This window comes from Vibrio sp. M260112, assembly GCF_036533775.1.
Classification (GTDB): Bacteria; Pseudomonadota; Gammaproteobacteria; order Enterobacterales; family Vibrionaceae; genus Vibrio.
Window position 1 is genome coordinate 262,522 of the sequence record NZ_JATABH010000001.1, and the last position, 20,509, is coordinate 283,030.

Annotated in this window: 19 protein-coding genes, 1 pseudogene and 1 riboswitch; of the genes and pseudogenes, 11 read left to right on the forward strand and 9 right to left on the reverse strand. The window is 44.6% G+C overall.

What is annotated here, in order from left to right; translation table 11 throughout:
- Positions 1-16 precede the first annotated feature (16 nt).
- Positions 17-102, forward strand: a riboswitch (cyclic di-GMP riboswitch).
- Between the two features lie 132 nt (positions 103-234).
- The 3 genes from QTN95_RS01065 (at position 235) to QTN95_RS01075 (ending at position 1,967) form a co-directional block, all read left to right on the forward strand.
- Positions 235-831 carry a TfoX/Sxy family DNA transformation protein gene (locus QTN95_RS01065; RefSeq protein WP_331416020.1) on the forward strand — a complete coding sequence of 199 codons (597 nt, stop codon included), beginning with the start codon at positions 235-237 and terminating at the stop codon, positions 829-831.
- A 138-nt stretch (positions 832-969) separates the two neighbouring features.
- Complete coding sequence (locus tag QTN95_RS01070; protein ID WP_331416021.1) at positions 970-1,662, forward strand: TVP38/TMEM64 family protein; 693 nt, start codon at positions 970-972, stop codon at positions 1,660-1,662.
- Positions 1,662-1,967: a putative signal transducing protein gene (locus tag QTN95_RS01075; RefSeq protein ID WP_331416022.1), complete on the forward strand. Its 306-nt coding sequence runs from the start codon at positions 1,662-1,664 to the stop codon at positions 1,965-1,967. The genes QTN95_RS01070 and QTN95_RS01075 overlap by 1 nt, the downstream gene beginning before the upstream one ends.
- A gap of 2 nt (positions 1,968-1,969) precedes the next feature.
- Here the strand turns inward: QTN95_RS01075 and QTN95_RS01080 are convergent, their stop codons facing one another.
- The 5 genes from QTN95_RS01080 to topA form a co-directional block, all read right to left on the reverse strand.
- Positions 1,970-2,773 carry an alpha/beta fold hydrolase gene (locus QTN95_RS01080; RefSeq protein ID WP_331416023.1) on the reverse strand — a complete coding sequence of 268 codons (804 nt, stop codon included), beginning with the start codon at positions 2,771-2,773 and terminating at the stop codon, positions 1,970-1,972.
- Positions 2,774-2,927: 154 nt separating this feature from the next.
- Positions 2,928-4,388, reverse strand: coding sequence for a glycogen synthase GlgA (glgA, locus tag QTN95_RS01085; RefSeq protein WP_331416024.1), 1,461 nt, complete (start codon positions 4,386-4,388; stop codon positions 2,928-2,930).
- Positions 4,378-5,595 carry a glucose-1-phosphate adenylyltransferase gene (gene glgC / locus QTN95_RS01090; protein ID WP_138972408.1) on the reverse strand — a complete coding sequence of 406 codons (1,218 nt, stop codon included), beginning with the start codon at positions 5,593-5,595 and terminating at the stop codon, positions 4,378-4,380. Before glgC ends, glgA begins: the two co-directional genes overlap by 11 nt.
- A 362-nt stretch (positions 5,596-5,957) precedes the next feature.
- Positions 5,958-7,646 (reverse strand): GGDEF domain-containing protein, encoded by a 1,689-nt coding sequence (locus QTN95_RS01095; RefSeq protein ID WP_331416025.1) that lies wholly within the window; start codon positions 7,644-7,646, stop codon positions 5,958-5,960.
- Positions 7,647-7,838: 192 nt separating this feature from the next.
- Positions 7,839-10,472: a type I DNA topoisomerase gene (gene topA / locus QTN95_RS01100; RefSeq protein WP_331416026.1), complete on the reverse strand. Its 2,634-nt coding sequence runs from the start codon at positions 10,470-10,472 to the stop codon at positions 7,839-7,841.
- 413 nt (positions 10,473-10,885) lie between these two features.
- Between topA and QTN95_RS01105 the strand changes: the two genes are divergently transcribed.
- Positions 10,886-11,134 (forward strand): YciN family protein, encoded by a 249-nt coding sequence (locus QTN95_RS01105; protein ID WP_138972405.1) that lies wholly within the window; start codon positions 10,886-10,888, stop codon positions 11,132-11,134.
- A 239-nt stretch (positions 11,135-11,373) separates the two neighbouring features.
- On the opposite strand, the gene aroA is transcribed toward QTN95_RS01105, so the two are convergent.
- Positions 11,374-12,654: a 3-phosphoshikimate 1-carboxyvinyltransferase gene (gene aroA, locus QTN95_RS01110; protein ID WP_331416027.1), complete on the reverse strand. Its 1,281-nt coding sequence runs from the start codon at positions 12,652-12,654 to the stop codon at positions 11,374-11,376.
- Positions 12,655-12,811: 157 nt separating this feature from the next.
- Positions 12,812-13,139 (reverse strand): annotated as a pseudogene (locus QTN95_RS01115) (glycine zipper 2TM domain-containing protein).
- A gap of 21 nt (positions 13,140-13,160) precedes the next feature.
- Between QTN95_RS01115 and aat the strand changes: the two are divergent.
- The 3 genes from aat (at position 13,161) to infA (ending at position 14,877) form a co-directional block, all read left to right on the forward strand.
- Complete coding sequence (gene aat, locus QTN95_RS01120) at positions 13,161-13,871, forward strand: leucyl/phenylalanyl-tRNA--protein transferase (RefSeq protein WP_138972402.1); 711 nt, start codon at positions 13,161-13,163, stop codon at positions 13,869-13,871.
- An 8-nt stretch (positions 13,872-13,879) separates the two neighbouring features.
- The gene (locus tag QTN95_RS01125; protein WP_331416028.1) at positions 13,880-14,578 is read left to right on the forward strand and encodes an arginyltransferase; all 699 of its coding nucleotides are present in this window, start codon (positions 13,880-13,882) and stop codon (positions 14,576-14,578) included.
- Positions 14,579-14,658: 80 nt separating this feature from the next.
- A complete protein-coding gene (gene infA / locus QTN95_RS01130) occupies positions 14,659-14,877 on the forward strand; it encodes a translation initiation factor IF-1 (RefSeq protein ID WP_001040192.1) in 219 nt (72 codons plus the stop codon).
- A 62-nt stretch (positions 14,878-14,939) separates the two neighbouring features.
- Here the strand turns inward: infA and QTN95_RS01135 are convergent, their stop codons facing one another.
- On the reverse strand, positions 14,940-15,518 hold the full coding sequence (locus QTN95_RS01135) for a thymidine kinase (protein ID WP_138972400.1): 579 nt from the start codon (positions 15,516-15,518) through the stop codon (positions 14,940-14,942).
- A gap of 143 nt (positions 15,519-15,661) precedes the next feature.
- A complete protein-coding gene (cysS, locus tag QTN95_RS01140; protein WP_331416029.1) occupies positions 15,662-17,044 on the reverse strand; it encodes a cysteine--tRNA ligase in 1,383 nt (460 codons plus the stop codon).
- A gap of 203 nt (positions 17,045-17,247) precedes the next feature.
- On the opposite strand from cysS, the gene QTN95_RS01145 reads away from it, so the two are divergent.
- From QTN95_RS01145 to QTN95_RS01160, 4 genes are all read left to right on the forward strand, one after another.
- Complete coding sequence (locus QTN95_RS01145) at positions 17,248-17,742, forward strand: peptidylprolyl isomerase (RefSeq protein ID WP_331416030.1); 495 nt, start codon at positions 17,248-17,250, stop codon at positions 17,740-17,742.
- 43 nt (positions 17,743-17,785) lie between these two features.
- Positions 17,786-18,514, forward strand: coding sequence for a UDP-2,3-diacylglucosamine diphosphatase (gene lpxH / locus QTN95_RS01150; protein ID WP_331416031.1), 729 nt, complete (start codon positions 17,786-17,788; stop codon positions 18,512-18,514).
- A gap of 83 nt (positions 18,515-18,597) precedes the next feature.
- Positions 18,598-19,815 carry an EAL and HDOD domain-containing protein gene (locus tag QTN95_RS01155; RefSeq protein ID WP_331416032.1) on the forward strand — a complete coding sequence of 406 codons (1,218 nt, stop codon included), beginning with the start codon at positions 18,598-18,600 and terminating at the stop codon, positions 19,813-19,815.
- Between the two features lie 11 nt (positions 19,816-19,826).
- A complete protein-coding gene (locus tag QTN95_RS01160; RefSeq protein WP_331416033.1) occupies positions 19,827-20,327 on the forward strand; it encodes a YchJ family protein in 501 nt (166 codons plus the stop codon).
- Positions 20,328-20,509: the final 182 nt, after the last annotated feature.

Here is a 20,509-nt window from a genome sequence, read left to right on the forward strand (position 1 = left end):
AAATGTTCGAACAATGCCACGAACAGGGCAAACCACTCCGAAAGGGTGGGACGCAAAGCCTCCGGCCTTAAACATGATATGTCTGGTAGCGGGGTTGCCGATGGTAAATATGCACTTGTCATACACGAATTGCTAACGGTTGTATGACGCCTTACTTACAAAGTACCTGCATTATTTTGCTAATCTCTCGGACCTGAACTGGTGGCGTATAACTATACACCGAGAATAAACAGCATGGATAAACCAATACTAAAAGACTCAATGCGATTATTTGAGCAACTTGGCTACATCAAGTCTCGTTCAATGTTTGGTGGCTTTGGCATTTTTGCTGATGACACGATGTTCGCACTCGTGGTCAACGATAAACTTCACGTTCGTGCAGACGCAGAACTGACTAAACAATTTAAATCTCAAGGACTCGAACCTTACGTTTATAAAAAACGCGGATTTCCCGTTGTAACGAAATACTACGCCTTGTGTCATGACTTGAGTTCAGATACCAATAAAACCTTAGAACTCGCCAAGCTTGCACTTGATGCGGCAAATAAAGAGAAGAAAACTCAATCGCAAACGAAACCAAGTCGCCTCAAAGATTTACCGAACTTACGATTAGCTACTGAGCGTATGCTCAAAAAAGCAGGTATCGAAAGTGTCGAAAACCTTGAAGAAACCGGCTCAGTTAACGCATTCAAAGCGATTCAGTCTACTCACTCTTCTGACGTTAACATCGAGCTACTTTGGGCATTAGAAGGTGCGATCAATGGCACTCACTGGTCCGTCATTCCTCAAAATCGACGCCAAGAGCTGCTCAACGAGCTTAGCCATCACTAACAGATAAGTTATCGAATCAATAAAGAGTCAGCCTTAGTGCTGACTTTTTTCTTATTTGTGAAATTTACTGCTTGCTTTCCCTTTCTAGTCTATTAACACTTTAATTTCGCTAGCTTTGATGTTTGATGGAGATGTTGTATGAGTAAAAAACTGATTTTGGGCGTTGTGTTCATCCTTGTTGTTGTATTGCTAGCCCTTAATTTTGGACAGTATCTCACTCTGGAAAACGCTAAAGCTCAGCAAGCCGAGCTCGCTCTATTTATCGCAGATAACTTCGTTGTCGCGGCCGCTAGCTATTTCTTGGCCTATGTCACCATCACCGCCTTTTCTGTTCCGGGTGCTGCTGTGGTCACACTATTGGGAGCTGCCCTATTCGGTTTTTGGACAAGCTTAGTCCTTGTCTCTTTTGCCAGTACCATTGGCGCAACTCTGGCTTTTTTAAGCAGCCGCTATCTTCTTAGAGACTGGGTTCAAACGAAGTTTGGTGACAAGTTGTCAGCAATCAACCAAGGCGTTGAACGTGACGGATCATTTTATCTATTCTCGTTACGTCTAATTCCTGTTTTTCCGTTCTTTTTGATCAACCTATTGATGGGGCTAACACCGATTACGACTTTACGATTCTACTTGGTGAGCCAGTTAGGTATGTTGCCAGGCACAGCGGTATACCTCAACGCGGGTACCCAGTTGGCGCAGATTGATCACTTATCCGGTATCGTTTCTCCAAGTGTGTTGGCTTCCTTTGCCTTATTAGGTCTTTTCCCTGTTGTCGCTAAGTGGATAATGGCCAAACTCAAATCGACGCCTTCAGCATCAAACGGGAACGTGTAATGCGCCTCTACTCAGCGACAACACCACCTGAGGCACATATCGTTTGTGAGTTATTGAAATCACAGCAAATCCTTTGTGAGGTGCGGGGCGAAGGTTTATTCGGTTTACAGGGAGAGATCCCTTTTGGTGAGAACAGTGAACCGTATATTTGGCTATTCGATGAGCAACAACTCGCTCAAGCACAAGCAATCATTGCCGATTTTAAGCGTGCTGAAAGAGGAGTAAGCTGGCGGTGTAGTGAGTGTAGTGAACAAAACGAAGCTCAATTCGGTTTGTGCTGGAAGTGCGGCGCCTGTGCGCCCTAACTCTATTTGGCTTCGATTTGTTGCTGAATAAAGGCTATCGAGTGTTGGTTAAATTCATCAGGCCTTTCAACATTACAGACGTGACCACAACCAGCGATTTCAAGTAATTGGCTTTTGCGGTGAGCGGCAACCATCTCTTTGACCGGTTGAATGAACATGTAGTCACGCTCGCCCATCAAGTATAGCGTTGGGATGGGTAACTCACGATCCTTGAAGTATCGCATCAACGGATTAACTTCAGCGGTAAGAATAAACCAACGCTTGAACTCTTTTTGGCATAACTTTTTGGCTTCACGGATAAATAAGTGACGTGATTCTTTTTGCATACGTTGAGGCATCACGATATAGGCAAAAAGGCTGTATAACCACATGTAAGGAACAATGTGCTTACAAAGGTTACCTAGTTTGACCAACACTTGAGAGCGTGTATTAAGACGCGTTACAGCGCCTCCCAGCACCATTGAATTCACTCTGTCCATCGATAACTCTGCGATATTACGGACAATAATGGTACCCAACGACATACCCACAAAATGGGCTGAACGAATCTTTAGGTGATCAAGTACCTTGAGAATATCCATGGTCACGGCTTTGAAGGTATAGCGGTTTGCAATCAGCTCTTTGAGCAACTGATTCGATTTGCCATGACCGCGAAGATCAATCAACAATAGATTGAAATGCTTCCTGTACGCTTTGATTTGTTTAAACCAAATCGATGAACTTCCCCCAGCACCATGCACAAAGACAACCCACTCGTCGCTAGTAGGGTGGGCAAACGTTTTGTGGAATAACAGGGTATCGCTCATATCAGACAAGGGCCACTTAGGTTCAAAATCTTGGCTTAGGAGATTACCATAATCCTAGAAGGATTTAAGTCCAACAACTCCATTTATCCGTCATTCTCTGGTCAAAAATGTAAATATCATTGAAAAAGGCGTCGAAATGACGCCTTTAGAAAGATTAAGCGTGAAGGGCCGACCGATACAGGTTGATATACTCTTCAGCCGCTTTAGACCAACAGAAGTTTTGTTCCATCGCATACAATTGAACGCGTTTAACTTCATTCGGCTGTTGGGCATATAGTAAGAGTGAACGCTGTAGAACGTTTAATAACTCACTCGGCTCAGGTTGTTGAAAAACAAAACCAGTCGCCGTATTGGGTCCTTCGTCGTAATCATTGACACTATCACGCAATCCCCCGACGCCACGGACAATGGGTAACGTGCCATAAGCCATACTATAAATTTGATTCAACCCACACGGTTCAAATTCAGAAGGCATGATAAAGAAGTCAGAGCCCGCCTCGACCAAATGAGCAAGGTCATTATCGTAGGCCTCGACAAAGACGAATTTATCGCTGTGTAACGCTTCAATCTCTTTTAGCTGCGCCGCCAAGACAGGGTCTCCAGTACCAACGATGACCACCTGAACTTGATGCTTCAAGAAAGCATCCAGAACCGGGATTAGATAGTGGATACCTTTCTGGTGCGTTAGGCGACAGACCATGCCATATACAGCTACATCACACGCTTCTAAACCAACACGTTGCTGAAGTTCTTTCTTACACGCTTTCTTCCCTCGTACCATGCTTTGTCGCGTTGCTTTGTAGTTCACAGGCAAAGAAGGATCGGTTTGAGGGTTCCATGCCGAGTAGTCACAACCATTTAGTATCCCGACTAAATCCTCGGCTCTGTGCTGAAATTCCGCCGCCATACCATGGCTACCCAACTCAGTTTTTAGTTCCTGTGCATAAGTAGGACTCACGGCATTAATCTTATCCGCACACATAACGCCCGCTTTTAGCATGGTTACATGGGTGTCACTCACAGCCGCATCACCAGCGTAGCGTGTGTGCATCTCTGGTAGATTCTGTAACTCATCATAGCTAAACACCCCTTTAAATACGGCGTTATGCACCGAGAGTACACTTTTCGTCGATGAAAAAAACGTATCCGCTCCGTAGCGGTGTTTCAGTAAGTAGGGAACAAACCCAGTATGCCAGTCATTGGCGTGAACGATATCTGGTTGAAAGCCAAGTTTCGGTAGCATATCGAGGCACGCGGCACTAAAGAAAGCAAACCTTTCACCGTTGTCTTGATACGCTTGGTTGTTCTCCGCGTACATTTCCGAGCGGTTGAAGTACTCTTCGCAATCAATCGCGTAGACAGGTATTCCCGCGATTTCGAGTTGTTTAACTCGATACGGTGTGTGCGGCCAATATTCAAGCTGTGTGTCCAGTAGAACTGGAGCTTGATCAATGCCCGCTACTTTCTGGTATGCGGGTAGAGTGATACGAACATCTTGCTGTAATGTGAGCAATGCTTCAGGCAGCGCCTTGGCAACATCTGCCAAGCCACCGCTTTTGATTAACCCTTCAACTTCCGATGCTACAAATAGAATGGATAGATTCTTAGTAGCCAATACGTGCTCCTTTTGGAATGACAACGATACCCTCTTCCGATACATGGTAGTGTTTCTTATCTTCCGATAGGTTTACACCAATTTGGGTACCCGGTGCAATATCCGCATCCTTATCGACGATCACGCGGCGCAATACACAGCCCTCACCGACCTTAACATCACCCAGTAGGATACTTTCGCTAATGTCACACGCAGAGGCGATGTTGCTGCGGAAGCCGAGTACCGATTTTTCAATTCTCGAACCGCGAACATAGCTACCGCTGCACACAAGACTATCGATAATTTGTACTCGACCATTGTCAGAGTCAGTAAACGTTGCCGGTGGTAGCGGTGGATAATAGGTGTGGAGAGGCCATTTACGGTTATACAGCGAGAAAGGCGCGTCCTTCGCGAGCAGATCCATATGAGCCTGCCAATATGCGTCAATCGTACCGACATCACGCCAATACACTTCTTCTTTCTCGCCAGTAATGCGGTTGGTGCTGAAGTCATACACGAACACATCGCCGCGAGGGAACATTTTTGGAATGATATCCTTGCCGAAGTCATGAGTTGAGTCTGGGTTATCTGCATCTTCAATCAGCTCAGCAAAAAGCGTCTGTGCTTCAAATACATAGTTACCCATAGATACTAACGCGTATTCTGGATCGCCAGGGATAGATTTCGGGTACGCTGGTTTTTCTTCAAAACCTACCATTCGCCCTTCAGCATCGACTTCAATGACACCAAATTGAGACGCTTCACTTAAAGGCATACGTAAAGCAGAAACGGTAAGCGAAGCTTGCTTTTCTTTGTGGTAATCAAGCATTTGCTTGATATCCATCTTGTAGATGTGGTCTGAACCAAAAATACAAACTTGATCCGGTTCAGACAACTCCATAAAGCCAAGGTTTTGGTAGATAGCATCCGCCGTACCTTCGTACCAACGCTTCCCGGTACGCATCTGTGCTGGAATAGGGTCAATAAAACGGTCGGTAATACCGTTGATATTCCAACCTTTCTTTAGGTGGTGAAACAAAGATTGAGATTTGAACTGTGTTAACACGTAGATACGCATTAGGTCAGCATTAACAAAGTTATTTAGTGCAAAGTCGATAAGACGGTAGCTACCGCCAAAAGGCACCGAGGGTTTACTGCGAGACTCCGTCAGTGGGCGCAGGCGCGAGCCTTCTCCACCAGCAAGGATCATTCCCAAAACACCAGCCATTTAATTCTCTCCATTTTATTTATTGTGTAATGAGCCTTTATTTAGGGGGGCTCATCTAATTCCTTTAGTCCACTCCGGTTCCTCGTAGGAATGGGCATAACAATCGCTGCCGCGCAAGACTCTAAGCCTAGTTCTTGGCGTAAAAGGATTATTATAAGTTATCGTATTTCAGGAAGATTACAATTTAAAACATGCCGTCCTTTGGAGCTCACAATTGTTGCTTTGCAGCGCTCTGCGATAGCTCACACTATCTCGCCACAAGCTCACAAACAAACAACAAATTAACTACATTAACGTGACTTCGCTCGAATAGCTTAGGTGAATGTAATCAGGGTATTACCTAGGGTTGAAACCCACGTAAATCAAGCCGTTTGCCTTTCACTTGACACCGTATGAATGTGAATCGTCGATTGGTTGGACTGTGCCAGAAACAATGAACTGTCTGCCAACGCGAGAGCCTGTTGCAAACTCATCTGAGGTTGAATAAGTGCTCCACCAATAGAAAGTCTGATCAAATGGTGGGAATGAATGGTGTCACTATCTTGATGTGAATCGACATACTGCTTAATGCGCTCGGCGATGCATTCTAACGTCCTAGTTTGACCACATCTAACCAACACCAAAAACTCATCTTCCGCCCATCTTGCCGCCACATCGTACTCCCGAATCGCTCGTTGCAAGCCTCGAGCCACCAACTGCAAAGCATTTTGGTATTGATGACTCTCTTCTTCGGAGTCAGATTGCACCTTAATTCCAGCGTCAATCCACAACAAACCAAACTGATACTGTTCACGAGAAGAGCGCGCTAACTCAGCACTGAGTTCTTTTTCCAGACCTCTACGGTTATGTATCTGGGTCAAAACATCAAATGTTGACAGCTCATCCAGTATCGCCGTTCTAGACGCAACCATATTATCTAATCCCTTGCGACTATTTTGTAACTCATGCTCAAGCACATCAAAGCACTGTTCAAGATTAAGTGAAGCGCCATCTTGGCCAGTCGAGTTGTCTTGCACAAGTCGATAAATGCGCTGATTCCAATATTCTCGAGGGACTAACCAGTGCTTGACTAGCCAACCAAAGAGAAGAATTGCGACGATTAAGGTTACAGCAAGCAGTGGGAAATAGAGTTGGGTATTCACCCATGTCGGCACTATCGCATCAATACTGACAAAGGTCACTTCATACCACCCTAGAGACTCGATGTAATAAATCGCAACAGCGGCTCGCCCACCACCTTGGTTAACCATCAGCACTTGTGCTTCTTGACCTTCCTTCTGCAACTTCATCAGTTTTTCGAGCGCTTGATAATCTTTATCATTGCTAATTACACTGCTGAGCAGGGGTTTCCTTGAACGGCTATCACGCAGTGGGTATTGAACAGAATCGACGCTTAGGACCAGTTGGATCCTCATCTGTTCATCAATAAAGTAGGTTTCTATCCCTGTGGGTTGTGAGTTATGAAACGGCTCGATCAGTTCCGTGAAATCGATACCAGTGCCGAGAATACCTAAAAACTGACCGTTCTTTTCTATGGTCTGATTAATCCAGATCTTGGTTAATCCCAGATGTACATCATGAGCGATATTGACGGAGAGATCGATTCCGCTCGACTTCTGCTCGAAAAACCATTTATCGGTAATCGCATCTGGATCCAGATAGTGGCGAAAGAAAGTTCCTTGGCGGATGCTATTTACATCGTTGTAGTGATAAGACAGGTTCTGATCTAAGGCGACGAAGAAATTTTTGGACGCCAGCCGCCAACGAAATTGTTCAAGTGTATCTTCTGCAACGGCTAGGTAGACTGAATCTTCGCTGTTTTGCGCCCATGAAGTGATATTGGGGTGAGTAGCCAACTGTTTTACGATCTCGGACTGAGCCGTTATAGGCTTTAACACTTCGGCGTCATGTTTGGCAGAGACTTGAGCAAACTCCCATAGCAATCCCTCAATCACGCTATCTAGCACTCGTTTTGAGATACTAAAAGCGGCTATAACCAAAACCAAGCTACCTGCGATAATGATACTTAGAAGCCTTAATCTCTGTCTCATGGTACCCTTCCCGTTATTCTTCTAAATCAATAGAAGCTAGAGATAATAATGTCAAAAGACAGACTGAGAATCACAATATATTAACAACCAATAGGTGAATAATTGTATATTGATCTCATAAATATGAAAACAGACAAGCGTTCGTCTAAAAGAAAAGGCAGCCATTATCGGCTGCCTTTCGTATTCTATACCCTACTTGCTTTTTGCAGGTTTCTTGCGCTTATCAGTAATTTCCCACTTACCGTCCACATAAAGTGCAGTGTAGCCGGTAGGCTTACCGTCGACTTCAGTACGGACATAGTTCTCTTTTGACTTACGACTAAAACGAACCACCATTGGTAAACCATCAGGATCTTTTTCTGGGGCTTCCGTTAAGTAATGGAACTTGGCTGAAAGACGATCTTTAAAACGCACCAGTTCTTCCACTAGAGGTGCACGTGTTTCACGTGATTTAGGGAAGGTACTCGCCGCTAGGAACAAACCTGACGCACCATCGCGAAGTACGAAGTAAGCATCTGAGTTCTCACATGGCAGTTCTGGCAAATGAACAGGGTCCTCTTTCGGTGGCGCGACTTCTCCGTTTTTCAGGATCTTACGTGTGTTCTTACACTCTTCACTCGTACAATCCATGTACTTGCCGAATCGACCGTTCTTGAGCACCATATCACTGCCACACTTGTCACACTCGACAACAGGGCCATCGTACCCTTTCACTTTGAACTCACCATGCTCAACAACGTAACCATCACAATTTGGGTTGTTACCACAAACGTGCATTTTACGTTTATCGTCAATCAGATACGCATCCATCGCGGTTTCGCAAATCGGACAACGTTTCTTAGCTCGTAGAGCCGCTGTTTCAACGTCCTCTTCGAGAACATTGATAATGCCGTCTTCGTCACCCAAGTTGATCGTTGTCTTACAACGCTCTTTAGGCGGTAGTGCATAGCCAGAACAACCAAGGAACACGCCGGTAGATGCAGTACGAATACCCATAGGACGCGAACATGTCGGACATTCGATATCTGTGTATACGATGTGGTTAGGCTTCATGCCGCCTTGATCTTCATCCTGCTCAGCTTTTTCAAGATCGCTCGTGAAGTCATTAAAGAAGTCGTCAAGTACGCCTTTCCAATTCGCTTCACCTTCAGCGATTTGGTCAAGCTTCTCTTCCATACGAGACGTGAACTCATAGTTCATCAGGTCATCAAAACTACCATCTAGACGGTCTGTAACGATCTCACCCATCTTCTCTGCATAGAAACGACGTTGTTCAACCTTAACGTAACCACGATCCTGAATCGTAGAGATGATTGATGCATAGGTCGATGGACGACCAATACCACGTTTCTCAAGCTCTTTTACCAAAGCAGCTTCTGTAAAACGCGCTGGCGGCTTAGTAAAGTGTCGCTTAGGATCAAGATTGACCAATTCGATACTGTCGCCAACTTGAACCGCAGGTAGGATCTGGTCTTCGTTCTTGCCAAGTGGACGTTGAACACGAGTCCAGCCATCAAACTTAAGAATACGACCTTTAGCTTTGAGGGTGTACTCCTCAGCTTTTACACTTACCGTGGTGGAGTCGTACTGAGCTGGGGTCATTTGACAGGCAACAAACTGGTTCCAAATCAATGAATATAGCTTGTGCGCATCGGCTTCCATTGCTTGAAGATCTTCTGACTTCACAGAGACATCGGATGGACGAATCGCCTCGTGCGCTTCTTGAGCACCTTGCTTACTGCCATAGACATTTGGCTTCGCAGGAAGGTATGCCTCACCAAACTCATTACCGATATAACCACGCACAGTCTCAACCGCTTCCGCACTCAGGTTTGTAGAGTCGGTACGCATATAAGTGATGTAACCCGCTTCGTAAAGACGCTGAGCGAGCATCATGGTTTTCTTAACACCGTAACCTAGGCGCGTACTGGCAGCCTGTTGCAGCGTAGATGTAATAAATGGTGCGGATGGTTTGCTTGATGTAGGTCGATCTTCACGCTTACACACTTCGTAGCGCGCTTTTTCAAGCACAGCAATAGCCGCTTTAGTTTCGGCTTCGTTAACCGGTTTAAACGCAACACCATCTTTCTGCGCGACTTGCAGGCGGAAGTCTGTTTTGTCTTGCGTTTTAGTATCAGCATGGATATCCCAAAACTCTTCTGGAATAAACGCTTTGATTTCACGCTCACGTTCAACCAATAGCTTTACTGCAACGGACTGAACACGGCCAGCAGACAAACCACGTGCGACTTTCTTCCACAGTAGTGGCGAGACCATAAAGCCCACCACACGGTCCATGAAACGACGTGCTTGTTGCGCATTAACGCCATCCATGCTCAATTCGCCCGGTTTTTCGAACGCTTGTTGGATAGCATTTTTAGTAATTTCGTTGAATACAACGCGTTTGTATCGCTCTTCATCGCCACCGATGATCTCACGAAGGTGCCAAGCGATAGCCTCTCCCTCGCGGTCTAAATCGGTTGCTAGGTAAACGCAATCTGCGTCTTTGGCTAACTTCTGTAATTCTGCAACGACTTTTTCTTTGCCCGGCAGAATTTGATAGTTCGCTTCCCAGCCATGGTATGGGTCAATGCCCATTTTTTTAATCAGTGACTTACGATCTTTTTCTTTCTTGATGCGCGCTTTTTCTTCAGCACTTAAGCCTGTGGTTGATACGGCCGCAGCTTTTTGGCCCGTGCTTTGACCAGCAGTCGGTAGATCACGTACGTGACCTACACTGGACTTTACAATAAAGTCCTTACCTAAATACTTATTGATGGTCTTCGCCTTAGCAGGCGACTCCACAATAACCAGTGACTTACCCATAATTGACTCAAGTGTCCTTTATCAAGTGCGATACATATCGCACGATATACTTAATACTTTGCTTCTTTTTTACTATTGAGCGAGATTGCAAGAAGATCAATATCTTTTTTTAATTTCTACATTGACTGCTCGACAATGCAGCGATGTCTTAGAAATGGTAAGCATTACCAAACGACAAAATAATGCGCGATTGATTCGGGCAACTTATGAAAACGCCACATACTAAACGGCATAAGATCTACGATGCCAACTTTAGATAAGGTTTTTTGCCACCAGTCACAAAATCCACAAGCTTCAGCGCTTCAGTGTCCGCAGTGCGATTGATCTATCGCAATTGATTTTATCGTCATTATTCATACAATTTTCAGCAAACCTCTTCAATTAGAAGAAATCATCTACAAAGGTATCCCCCAATGAGCGAAAAAAAAGTCGTTTCACAACTTGAGCTTCTCATGATTGCTAATCACATCATCCAAGAACACGATGATTACATTGATGGCATGCGAGCCGACAGCGTTGAAGAAAAAGACGACGTCTTAGTGTTCAAAGGAAATTATTTTCTTGATGACAATGGATTACCAACAACGAAGACAACGGCTGTTTTTAATATGTTTAAGTACTTAGCACATCACTTGTCGAAAGAGTTTACTTTAGAGAAGTAGCGAGAAGCGAGAAGCGAGAAGCGAGAAGCGAGAAGCGAGAAGCGAGAAGCGAGAAGCGAGAAGCGAGAAGCGAGAAGCGAGAAGCGAGACAATTAAGTTTTAATATCAGCCAGTACTGCCTACAACTTTCGACTCAATCACCACAAGCACCTCTCGAAGGACGAAGTCCGAACTCGCAGCGAAGCGTTCTAGATTCACGAAGGACGCAGTCCGTTCCAGCTCTCAACAAGCAAAGCGCTCTACGAACTTAACCCTTCCAACTTGTCAAAGTAATCAGGGAAAGTTTTTGACGTACACTTTGGATCGTTAATGGTTACCGGTGTATCGCTGAGTGCAACAAGGGAGAAACACATTGCCATACGGTGATCATCGTAGGTATCGATCGCAGCGTGGATAAGTTGTTCCGGAGGTGTCACAATCAGGTAATCTTCACCCTCTTCCACTTCAGCACCGACTTTACGTAACTCAGTCGCCATCGCGGCCAAACGATCGGTTTCCTTAACGCGCCAGTTATACACATTGCGAATCGTGGTGGTACCTTTGGCAAATAGTGCAGTGGTTGCGATAGTCATTGCCGCATCAGGAATATGGTTGAAATCCATATCGACCGCTTTAAGCTCACCCACGCGGGAGATAACGTAGTCATCACCCCACTCAATCTCAGCACCCATTTTTTCAAGAGCATCTGCAAACTGAATATCACCTTGAATACTCGTCTTACCAATACCTGTCACTTTAATCTCGCCGCCTTTGATCGCAGCCGCCGCTAGGAAGTAAGATGCCGATGACGCGTCACCTTCAACTAAGAAATCCCCCGGTGCAACATAGTGTTGACCATGACGGATAACAAACTCTTGGTAGTCGTTATTTTCTACTTCAACGCCAAACTGAGCCATGATGTGCAACGTGATATCGATGTATGGTTTTGATACCAATTCACCAACGATTTTGATCGTTACATCACCCTGAGCAAGTGGTGCCGACATTAAGAAAGCAGTTAAGAACTGACTTGAAATCGAGCCATCAATCTCGACCATTTCGCCTTTCAGGCCCGTGCCGAAGATTTTGAGTGGTGGGTAGTTTTCGTTTTCTAGGTACTCAATTTTAGCCCCCGCTTGACGCAATGCATCAACCAAGTGACCAATAGGACGCTCCTTCATACGAGGTTCACCCGTCAAGATGAACTCTCCCTCACCTAAACACAATGCGGCAGCAAGGGGACGCATCGCTGTACCTGCGTTGCCTAAAAACAGTTCTAGTGCTTGTGTCGCTTGAAAAGGCTTACCTAAACCTTCGACTTCACACACAGTTTTGTCATCAGATAGACGGTAAGACACGCCTAACTTGCTCAGTGCATTCAGCATATGACGAATATCGTCGCTATCGAGCAAATTCGTTAATCGTGTTGTACCACTTGCTAAGGCTGCGAGAAGTAACGCACGATTTGAAACACTTTTTGAACCCGGTAAGTTGACCTCACCATTGACTTTATTGATAGGTTGTAACGTAAGGCTTTCCATTTAAATTGATGTTCCTTGCTCAGCCCGTCTTCCTAAACGAGATGATGAAAAATTCTTCGTACTTGCAGCCTATCTAAAAAGCCTTAGTAAAACCAGAGCAAAGTCACAATTAAACTGAATAAATATGTCGTCGGGACTTTGGTGCCTATTATGAACATCAATACTCTTTATCGACCCTAACGCCATCATCAAAATATAGAATGCGAACTTTATCGCCCTTTTCAAACAGCATACGGCTGTCTATGTCCTGAATTACATCGATTAACTTCCCCTGCTCGGTTTCAATCAACAACTCCACCAACCACGGCACCAAGCAGTGTTTCCCATCCTGAACCTTGTGATTTGACGATCTCTTGCTGGGTGATATATCGCACCGTATCAACTTGACCAAACACCACTTCGTTGACTGGCCGAGCGGTATTTCTTTGGTAAGCTGCATTGGCAATCAAGGGAAAAACCAATATGATCCATAACAACTTCTTCATTCTTGTTTCCTCTATTTATTCATGGCGATATATCTGACTGAACTTAACTGTGATGAACTCTGGTTCCCCTCGCCTTTGGAAGCACTGGCCGATCCAAATGGCCTGCTCGCTTTTGGCGGCGATCTACAACCAGACAGATTACTTTTGGCCTACCAAAATGGCATTTTCCCATGGTACGGCCCTGGAGAACCGATTCTCTGGTGGAGCCCTTCGCCAAGAGCAGTCTTTAATCCTAAGACATTTGAACCAGCAAAAAGTCTCAAAAAATTTCAGCGAAAGCATCAGTATAAAGTCAGTATTAATCAAGCAACAGAACGTGTCATCGACTTGTGTGCCTCGACTCGTCATGAGGATGAAACTTGGCTTAATGAAGATATGCGGGATGCCTATAAACAACTGGCGAAATCGGGTCACTGTCATTCCGTCGAGGTTTGGCATCAGGAAGAGTTGATAGGTGGACTTTATGGTCTTTCAATCGGTAAACTATTTTGTGGTGAGTCGATGTTTAGTTTAAAAACCAACGCATCTAAGATTGCCTTATGGTATTTATGCGACCACTTTCAAAAACATGCAGGGGAACTGATTGACTGCCAAGTCATGAATGCCCACCTAAAATCACTTGGCGCTATTGAGTTGCAGCGTGAAGATTTCATGCAAAGACTGCTATCATTTAAGAACCAACCTGTTATTGAAGGTTGTTTTAACAACCAGTGGCTCACTTGTGAAATATGAGGAGATAAATGAGTTCTGATCTGCAACAAATCCGCATTGGATTGACTGACAGTCATCCTTGCAGCTATTTAGCCGATCGTCAGGAACGCGTTGCTGTCGCACTTGATCCTGCCATGCATTGCGGCTCTAGCTATGAGGTACTGTTAGCTAACGGCTTTAGACGTAGTGGTGATACGATCTATAAACCCCATTGTGATCAGTGCCAATCCTGCCAAGCGCTACGCCTGTCTATTCCAGATTTTGAACCATCACGCAATCAAAAGCGCCTATTAAAAAAAGCGGCTCAATATCAATGGCAATTGAAAGAGAGGATGGACGATAACTGGTTTGATTTATATGCCCGTTATATTGAGTCTCGCCATAAAAGTGGCTCAATGTACCCTCCTAAAAAAGAGGAGTTTGCTCAGTTTTCGAAATGCAATTGGTTAAACACTCAGTTTCTCCATATTTACCAAGAGCAACAACTTGTCGCTATCGCTGTGACAGATATCTTGTCGAATAGCGCCAGTGCGTTTTACACCTTTTTTGAACCTGAACACTCATTATCCTTAGGTACCTTAGCGGTATTATTCCAAGCTGAATACTGTATTGAGCAAGGTAAGCAGTGGCTCTATTTGGGCTATCAAATTGATGAATGTCCGGCGATGAACTATAAAGTCCGTTTTCAGCGTCATCAAAGGCTAGTAAATCAGCGTTGGCAAGGGTAGAATACGCCCCAACTTTACATAATTCATTTTGATCGGCATTGTGCGCCGGTTGGAATTGTCCATTTTGAAAAGAGGATTAAATGGCTAAAGAAGACGTAATTGAGATGCAAGGCACTGTCCTTGATACTCTTCCAAACACAATGTTCCGTGTTGAGCTAGAAAACGGCCACGTAGTTACTGCTCACATCTCTGGTAAAATGCGTAAGAACTACATCCGTATTCTTACTGGTGACAAAGTAACTGTAGAGATGACTCCATACGATCTATCTAAAGGTCGCATCGTCTTCCGTGCTCGTTAATCTCAGATTATCGAATACACACAAAAAACGGAGCTAGCGCTCCGTTTTTTGTATCTGCTACGCTACTTACCTAGCGCTTCTTTATAGTGCTGACGACAGACAGAAACATATTTATCATTGCCACCAATCGCAACCTGATCGCCTTCCGCAATCGCAACACCATTTTCATCCGTACGGATGACCATGTTAGCTTTGCGGCCACAGTGACAAATCGTTTTTAGTTCTACAAGCTTGTCTGCCCAAGACAGCAAGTATTTGCTCCCCTCAAACAGCTCACCTAAGAAATCGGTTCTCAATCCGTAGCACAACACTGGAATATGAAGTTTATCAACCACTTCGGTCAATTGGTAAACTTGCTCTTTGCTCAGGAACTGACACTCATCGACCAAGATGCAGTGACGCTTCTCGACTTCATTAAGGCTAGAAATTTCCTGATAGAGATTGGTCGCAGAGTTGTACAGATGCGCATCCGACTGTAAACCAATACGTGAACTGACTTTACCGACACCGTAACGATTGTCTAACGCAGCGGTAAAAATAACTGGTGTCATTCCTCGCTCTTGGTAGTTAAACGAAGATTGAAGAAGAGTGGTTGATTTACCCGCATTCATTGCAGAGTAGTAGAAGTACATCTGAGCCACTGTTTTTACCCATCAAAATAATCAAAAAAATAAACAAAAGGGCTGAATAAACAGCCCTTAGAAAATTGCTATACCAATGCGATCAACTTAACGCTCACCCACAGGTTTAAAACTGAACAAGGCATCAATCGCATCGAGATCTATCACTTACGACGCCAAGTGGTGCCCTCTGGACCATCTTCTAGCACGATACCCATCTCGTTTAGCTTGTCTCGAGCCATATCTGCATTCGCCCAATCTTTTGAAGCACGGCTATCGTTACGTAGCTTAATCAGCGCTTCAATCTCTGCCACTTCACCATCGTTGCCAGCGTCACCCTTAAGGAACGCTTCAGGATCTTGGTGTAAGATACCAATCACATCCGCGAGTTCGCGCATCAATGAGCCTAAAGCACTTGCCGCCGATAAGTCTTCAGTTTTAAGACGGTTGATCTCACGCGCCATATCAAACAGCACTGAGTAAGCTTCTGGTGTATTGAAGTCGTCATTCATTGCTTCTGCAAAGCGAGTAACATACTCCTCTCCACCAGCGGCTGGCGTTGCCAGATCCAATCCACGCAGAGCCGTGTATAAACGCTCAAGAGATGCACGAGCCTGATTGAGGTTCTCTTCGCTGTAGTTCAGTTGACTACGGTAGTGACCTGACATTAGGAAATAACGAACAGTCTCAGCGTCGTAATGTTCAAGGACATCACGGATGGTGAAGAAGTTTCCTAGCGACTTAGACATTTTCTCTTTGTCTACCATCACCATACCACTATGCATCCAAGTATTTACGTACTGAGTGCCATGAGCACAGCATGATTGAGCAATTTCATTTTCGTGGTGAGGGAACTGCAAATCAGAACCGCCGCCGTGAATATCAAAATGGTTGCCCAAAATTGATGAGTTCATCGCCGAACATTCAATATGCCAACCTGGACGACCAGGGCCCCAAGGTGATTCCCAAGTTGGTTCACCCGGTTTCGACATTTTCCACAACACAAAGTCAAGCGGACTGCGTTTTGCGCTTTCTACATCAACACGTGCGCCCGCTTGAAGTTGGTCAAGATCTTGCTTTGATAGCTTACCGTATTCATCGAACTTCTTAACTTCGAACATAACGTCGCCGTTGCTGGCTACATAAGCAAAACCACGCTCGATAAGTTTTTCAACCAGTTCAATGATTTCTGCAATAAATTCTGTCGCACGCGGCTCAACATCAGGACGCTTCATGTTCAATGCATCAAAATCAGCGTGCATTTCACCAATCAGACGTTCCGTTAATGAATCACAGCTTTCACCGTTTTCGTTGGCACGTTTGATAATTTTGTCATCAATGTCGGTAATATTGCGAACAAACGTTAGGTCATAACCTAGGTAACGCAGGTAACGAGAGACAACATCAAAAGAAACAAAGGTACGACCGTGGCCAATATGACAGAGATCATAGATGGTTACTCCACAGACATACATGCCGATTTTACCGGCATTGATTGGTTTGAATTCCTCTTTCTGTCTTGTGAGTGTGTTGTATATCTTTAACATGATCTCTTTCTAATATTTCCAGTGAATCAAAATAGTGAGCCAGTATATCAAGTCATGCACTAATAGGTAATCCCTCAAACGGTTAAAAAGCCATCATTAGCAATGCTACTCAGCTCTCAACCTGCGCTTTTCACGTATTAATGTCGCAAAAGTTACGCTAGAATCTTTGCTTCAAGTCAAAAACATATGTAAAGGACAAAATCATGATCACCCTTCACACAAATTTTGGTGACATCAAAATTCAACTAAATGAAGAAAAAGCACCAGAAACTAGCGCAAACTTCCTACAGTACTGCCGTGATGGTTTTTACGACAACACACTGTTCCACCGTGTTATCGATGGTTTCATGATTCAAGGTGGCGGTATGGAGTCTGGTCTTCGTGAAAAACCGACTCGTGATCCAATCAAAAACGAAGCAAATAACGGTCTGAGCAACAAAGTAGGTACCATTGCGATGGCACGTACTATGGAACCGCATTCAGCCAGCTCTCAGTTCTTCATCAACGTTAACAACAACACTTTCCTAGATTTCCGTAGCGAAAGCCTAGATGGCTGGGGTTACTGTGTATTCGGAGAAGTGGTTGAAGGCATGGACATCGTTGACAAAATTAAAGGTGTAAGTACCGGTTCTATGGGCATGCACCAAGACGTGCCGCTTGAAGAAGTGTTCATCACTAGCACAACAATCGAAGAATAATCTGATTCAAGAGAGCGCCCTGCGCTCTCTTCTTTAATCTACTATGACCACACTACTTATTTCTGATCTACACCTATCCCCGACGACACCTGAAACGACGTCATGCTTTATCCGTTTTATGCGCGAGGAAGCAATCCACGCCGATGCACTTTATGTTCTGGGTGACTTATTTGAATTCTGGATTGGTGATGATGACCACTCCGAGTTTGCCTCAAGCATACGGGACGAATTTAAGAGACTCACTGACCACGGCGTTGCTTGCTTTTTTACTCAGGGTAATCGCGATTTTCTCGTTGGTCGCCGATTTGCTAAGCAGACGGGAGTTACGCTCCTTGGCGATGAAACCGTTATAGACCTTTATGGTACCAAGGCCGTCGTACTCCACGGTGATACCCTGTGTACCGATGACGTTAAATACCTCGAATTTCGTGCCAAAGTACACCAACCTTGGCTGCAATGGATTTTCAATCGCATTCCAATGTTCATAAAAAAGAAGATTGTGTCTAAAGTTCAGTCTGACATCAAAGATGACAAGAAAACCAAATCTCTAGACATCATGGATGTGACACAAGGCGAAGTAGAGAAAGTGATGACCGAATACAATGTAGAACTTATGATCCATGGTCATACACACCGGCCGAATGTTCACACTTTTGAACAAGGTGATCGCGTCTATACTAGAATAGTGTTGGGCGACTGGTACACTCACGGTTCAGTATTGGTCTACAACAAAAATAATTTCGACCTACAACAAAGACCTTTTTCTGGTTAAGTGACTGAACCTGTGCACAATATGCCGCACCCTTTCCGGTGATTTTGAGCCAATAAATTTAGACAAGAAGCGCGGTAACTACCTTGAAACACTCGTATATAGCAAGACAACCCATTCTCAATAAAGATAAACACACGGTTGGATATGAGCTCCTGTTTAGGGATGGCCCCAAAAACACGTTTCCAGATATTGATCCTGAGCAAGCGACAAGCCGCCTGCTGTCAGATCACTTCCTTTCTACCCACTATGAAACGTTGGGAGACAAGTTAGGCTTTGTCAATTTCCCCTACCAAAGCCTGATTAATAAGGTACCGACCCTTTTCCCATCAGACAGTCTCGTCGTTGAAATCTTAGAAAACTGTGCCCCCACTAAAGAGTTATTGCAGGCTGTTAAAGAGATGTCAGCCCTTGGCTATAAGATGGCACTCGATGATTTTGTGCCAACCAGAGAATGGAAACCATTTTTACCTTACATTTCCCTGATCAAATTCGATATCCGCCAAGTTTCTATCGAAAAAGCTCGTATTTTTATACTCAGACTTGCAGGTTCCAATATTGAGTTTCTCGCAGAAAAAGTGGAAACCTATGAAGAGTTCGAACAAGCTAAATCCGCTGGATTTGACTATTTTCAGGGTTACTTTTTCAGCAAACCCGAAATGATCAGCCGTAAATCGCTTGAACCGTCCTTCATGACAGTGGTTCAGTTACTGACCGAAGTGTCTAAACCGGATATGGATTACACGGCAATTGAAGCACTCATCACCAAAGATCTGACGCTGTCCTATAAGTTACTGGCCTTTGTTAATTCCTCTTCTATCGTTTGCTCAAAAATCCAATCTTTCAAGCAAGCGCTGGTGTATCTAGGGGAAGAGAAACTGCGTAAGTTTATTTCTCTCGTCGCGCTTGCCTCTACGCAAAATAGCAAACCAGATTACTTGTATGGCTTGTCCATTCAAAGAGCGCGATACTGTGAGCTGCTGGCCTCTAATCTTGACGCAAAACTCGAACCAGGACATGCATTCTTAACCGGCATGTTTTCGCTATTGGACAGTTTACTAGATCGCCCACTGGCACAAATTCTTGAAGAAATCTCAATCGACCAAACGATAAAACTCGCAATTATTGCCAACGAAGGCATACTTGGCGACATTCTCACCCTGACCAAAGCGTACGAACACGCTGAGTGGGACGAAGTCCATCAGCGATGTGAGAACATTGGCTTAGATCATGACATTCTAAGCGAGTGTTACGACTCATCGGTGAAATGGACGGCTGATCTTCTATCGGTTAAAACGAATTAATTGGAGTCTTTATGAGTTCGTGTCCTTGTGGCAGTTCACAAGATTACACCGTCTGTTGTGAACCTATCCATAACAACCATGCACTAGCCAAAACCCCCGAACAATTGATGCGTTCGCGCTACTCAGCACACGTAAAAGGCTTAGTAGACTATGTGGTAAACACATATCACCCGAGTTGCAACGCTTCGCAGCAGCGTGACGAGATAGCTGAGTCAATTAACAGTGATTGGTGTGGCTTAGACGTTGTCGGCACGGAGTCAGGCAAGGATGACAACGAAGGTTTTGTCACATTCAAAGCCTTTTTCAATCATGATGGCCAGCAGTACTGTTTAGAAGAACGCTCAAGATTCGTTCGAGAAGGCGGCCTTTGGTTCTATATCGACGGCACGTTCCCCGAAGAACAAAAGCCTGTCGATGTTCGATTGAGCCAAACCATTAGCCAGTTGAAAATCGGTCGTAACGACCCCTGTATTTGTGGTAGCGGCAAAAAATTCAAAAAGTGCTGCGGTTAACGGTTTAACCACCGATAAAAAAGCAGGCATCGTGCCTAATGCCGATCAGTTAAGAGATAAATGATCGGTTGAACGATCCTGCAGATAGCTTATAAAGGCTCTAAGTTTCTATAACTTTGAGCCTTTTATTTTGCAATTAACTACAGCCCTAACACTCGCCAATCGTTATGCCCCCAATACTG

Coding starts and splice junctions, on each gene's coding strand:
- QTN95_RS01065 (WP_331416020.1), top strand. CDS start 235: ATGGATAAACCAATACTAAAAGACTCAATGCGATTATTTGAGCAACTT.
- QTN95_RS01070 (WP_331416021.1), top strand. CDS start 970: ATGAGTAAAAAACTGATTTTGGGCGTTGTGTTCATCCTTGTTGTTGTA.
- QTN95_RS01075 (WP_331416022.1), top strand. CDS start 1,662: ATGCGCCTCTACTCAGCGACAACACCACCTGAGGCACATATCGTTTGT.
- QTN95_RS01080 (WP_331416023.1), bottom strand. CDS start 2,773: ATGAGCGATACCCTGTTATTCCACAAAACGTTTGCCCACCCTACTAGC.
- glgC (WP_138972408.1), bottom strand. CDS start 5,595: ATGGCTGGTGTTTTGGGAATGATCCTTGCTGGTGGAGAAGGCTCGCGC.
- QTN95_RS01095 (WP_331416025.1), bottom strand. CDS start 7,646: ATGAGACAGAGATTAAGGCTTCTAAGTATCATTATCGCAGGTAGCTTG.
- topA (WP_331416026.1), bottom strand. CDS start 10,472: ATGGGTAAGTCACTGGTTATTGTGGAGTCGCCTGCTAAGGCGAAGACC.
- QTN95_RS01105 (WP_138972405.1), top strand. CDS start 10,886: ATGAGCGAAAAAAAAGTCGTTTCACAACTTGAGCTTCTCATGATTGCT.
- aroA (WP_331416027.1), bottom strand. CDS start 12,654: ATGGAAAGCCTTACGTTACAACCTATCAATAAAGTCAATGGTGAGGTC.
- aat (WP_138972402.1), top strand. CDS start 13,161: ATGGCGATATATCTGACTGAACTTAACTGTGATGAACTCTGGTTCCCC.
- QTN95_RS01125 (WP_331416028.1), top strand. CDS start 13,880: ATGAGTTCTGATCTGCAACAAATCCGCATTGGATTGACTGACAGTCAT.
- infA (WP_001040192.1), top strand. CDS start 14,659: ATGGCTAAAGAAGACGTAATTGAGATGCAAGGCACTGTCCTTGATACT.
- cysS (WP_331416029.1), bottom strand. CDS start 17,044: ATGTTAAAGATATACAACACACTCACAAGACAGAAAGAGGAATTCAAA.
- QTN95_RS01145 (WP_331416030.1), top strand. CDS start 17,248: ATGATCACCCTTCACACAAATTTTGGTGACATCAAAATTCAACTAAAT.
- lpxH (WP_331416031.1), top strand. CDS start 17,786: ATGACCACACTACTTATTTCTGATCTACACCTATCCCCGACGACACCT.
- QTN95_RS01160 (WP_331416033.1), top strand. CDS start 19,827: ATGAGTTCGTGTCCTTGTGGCAGTTCACAAGATTACACCGTCTGTTGT.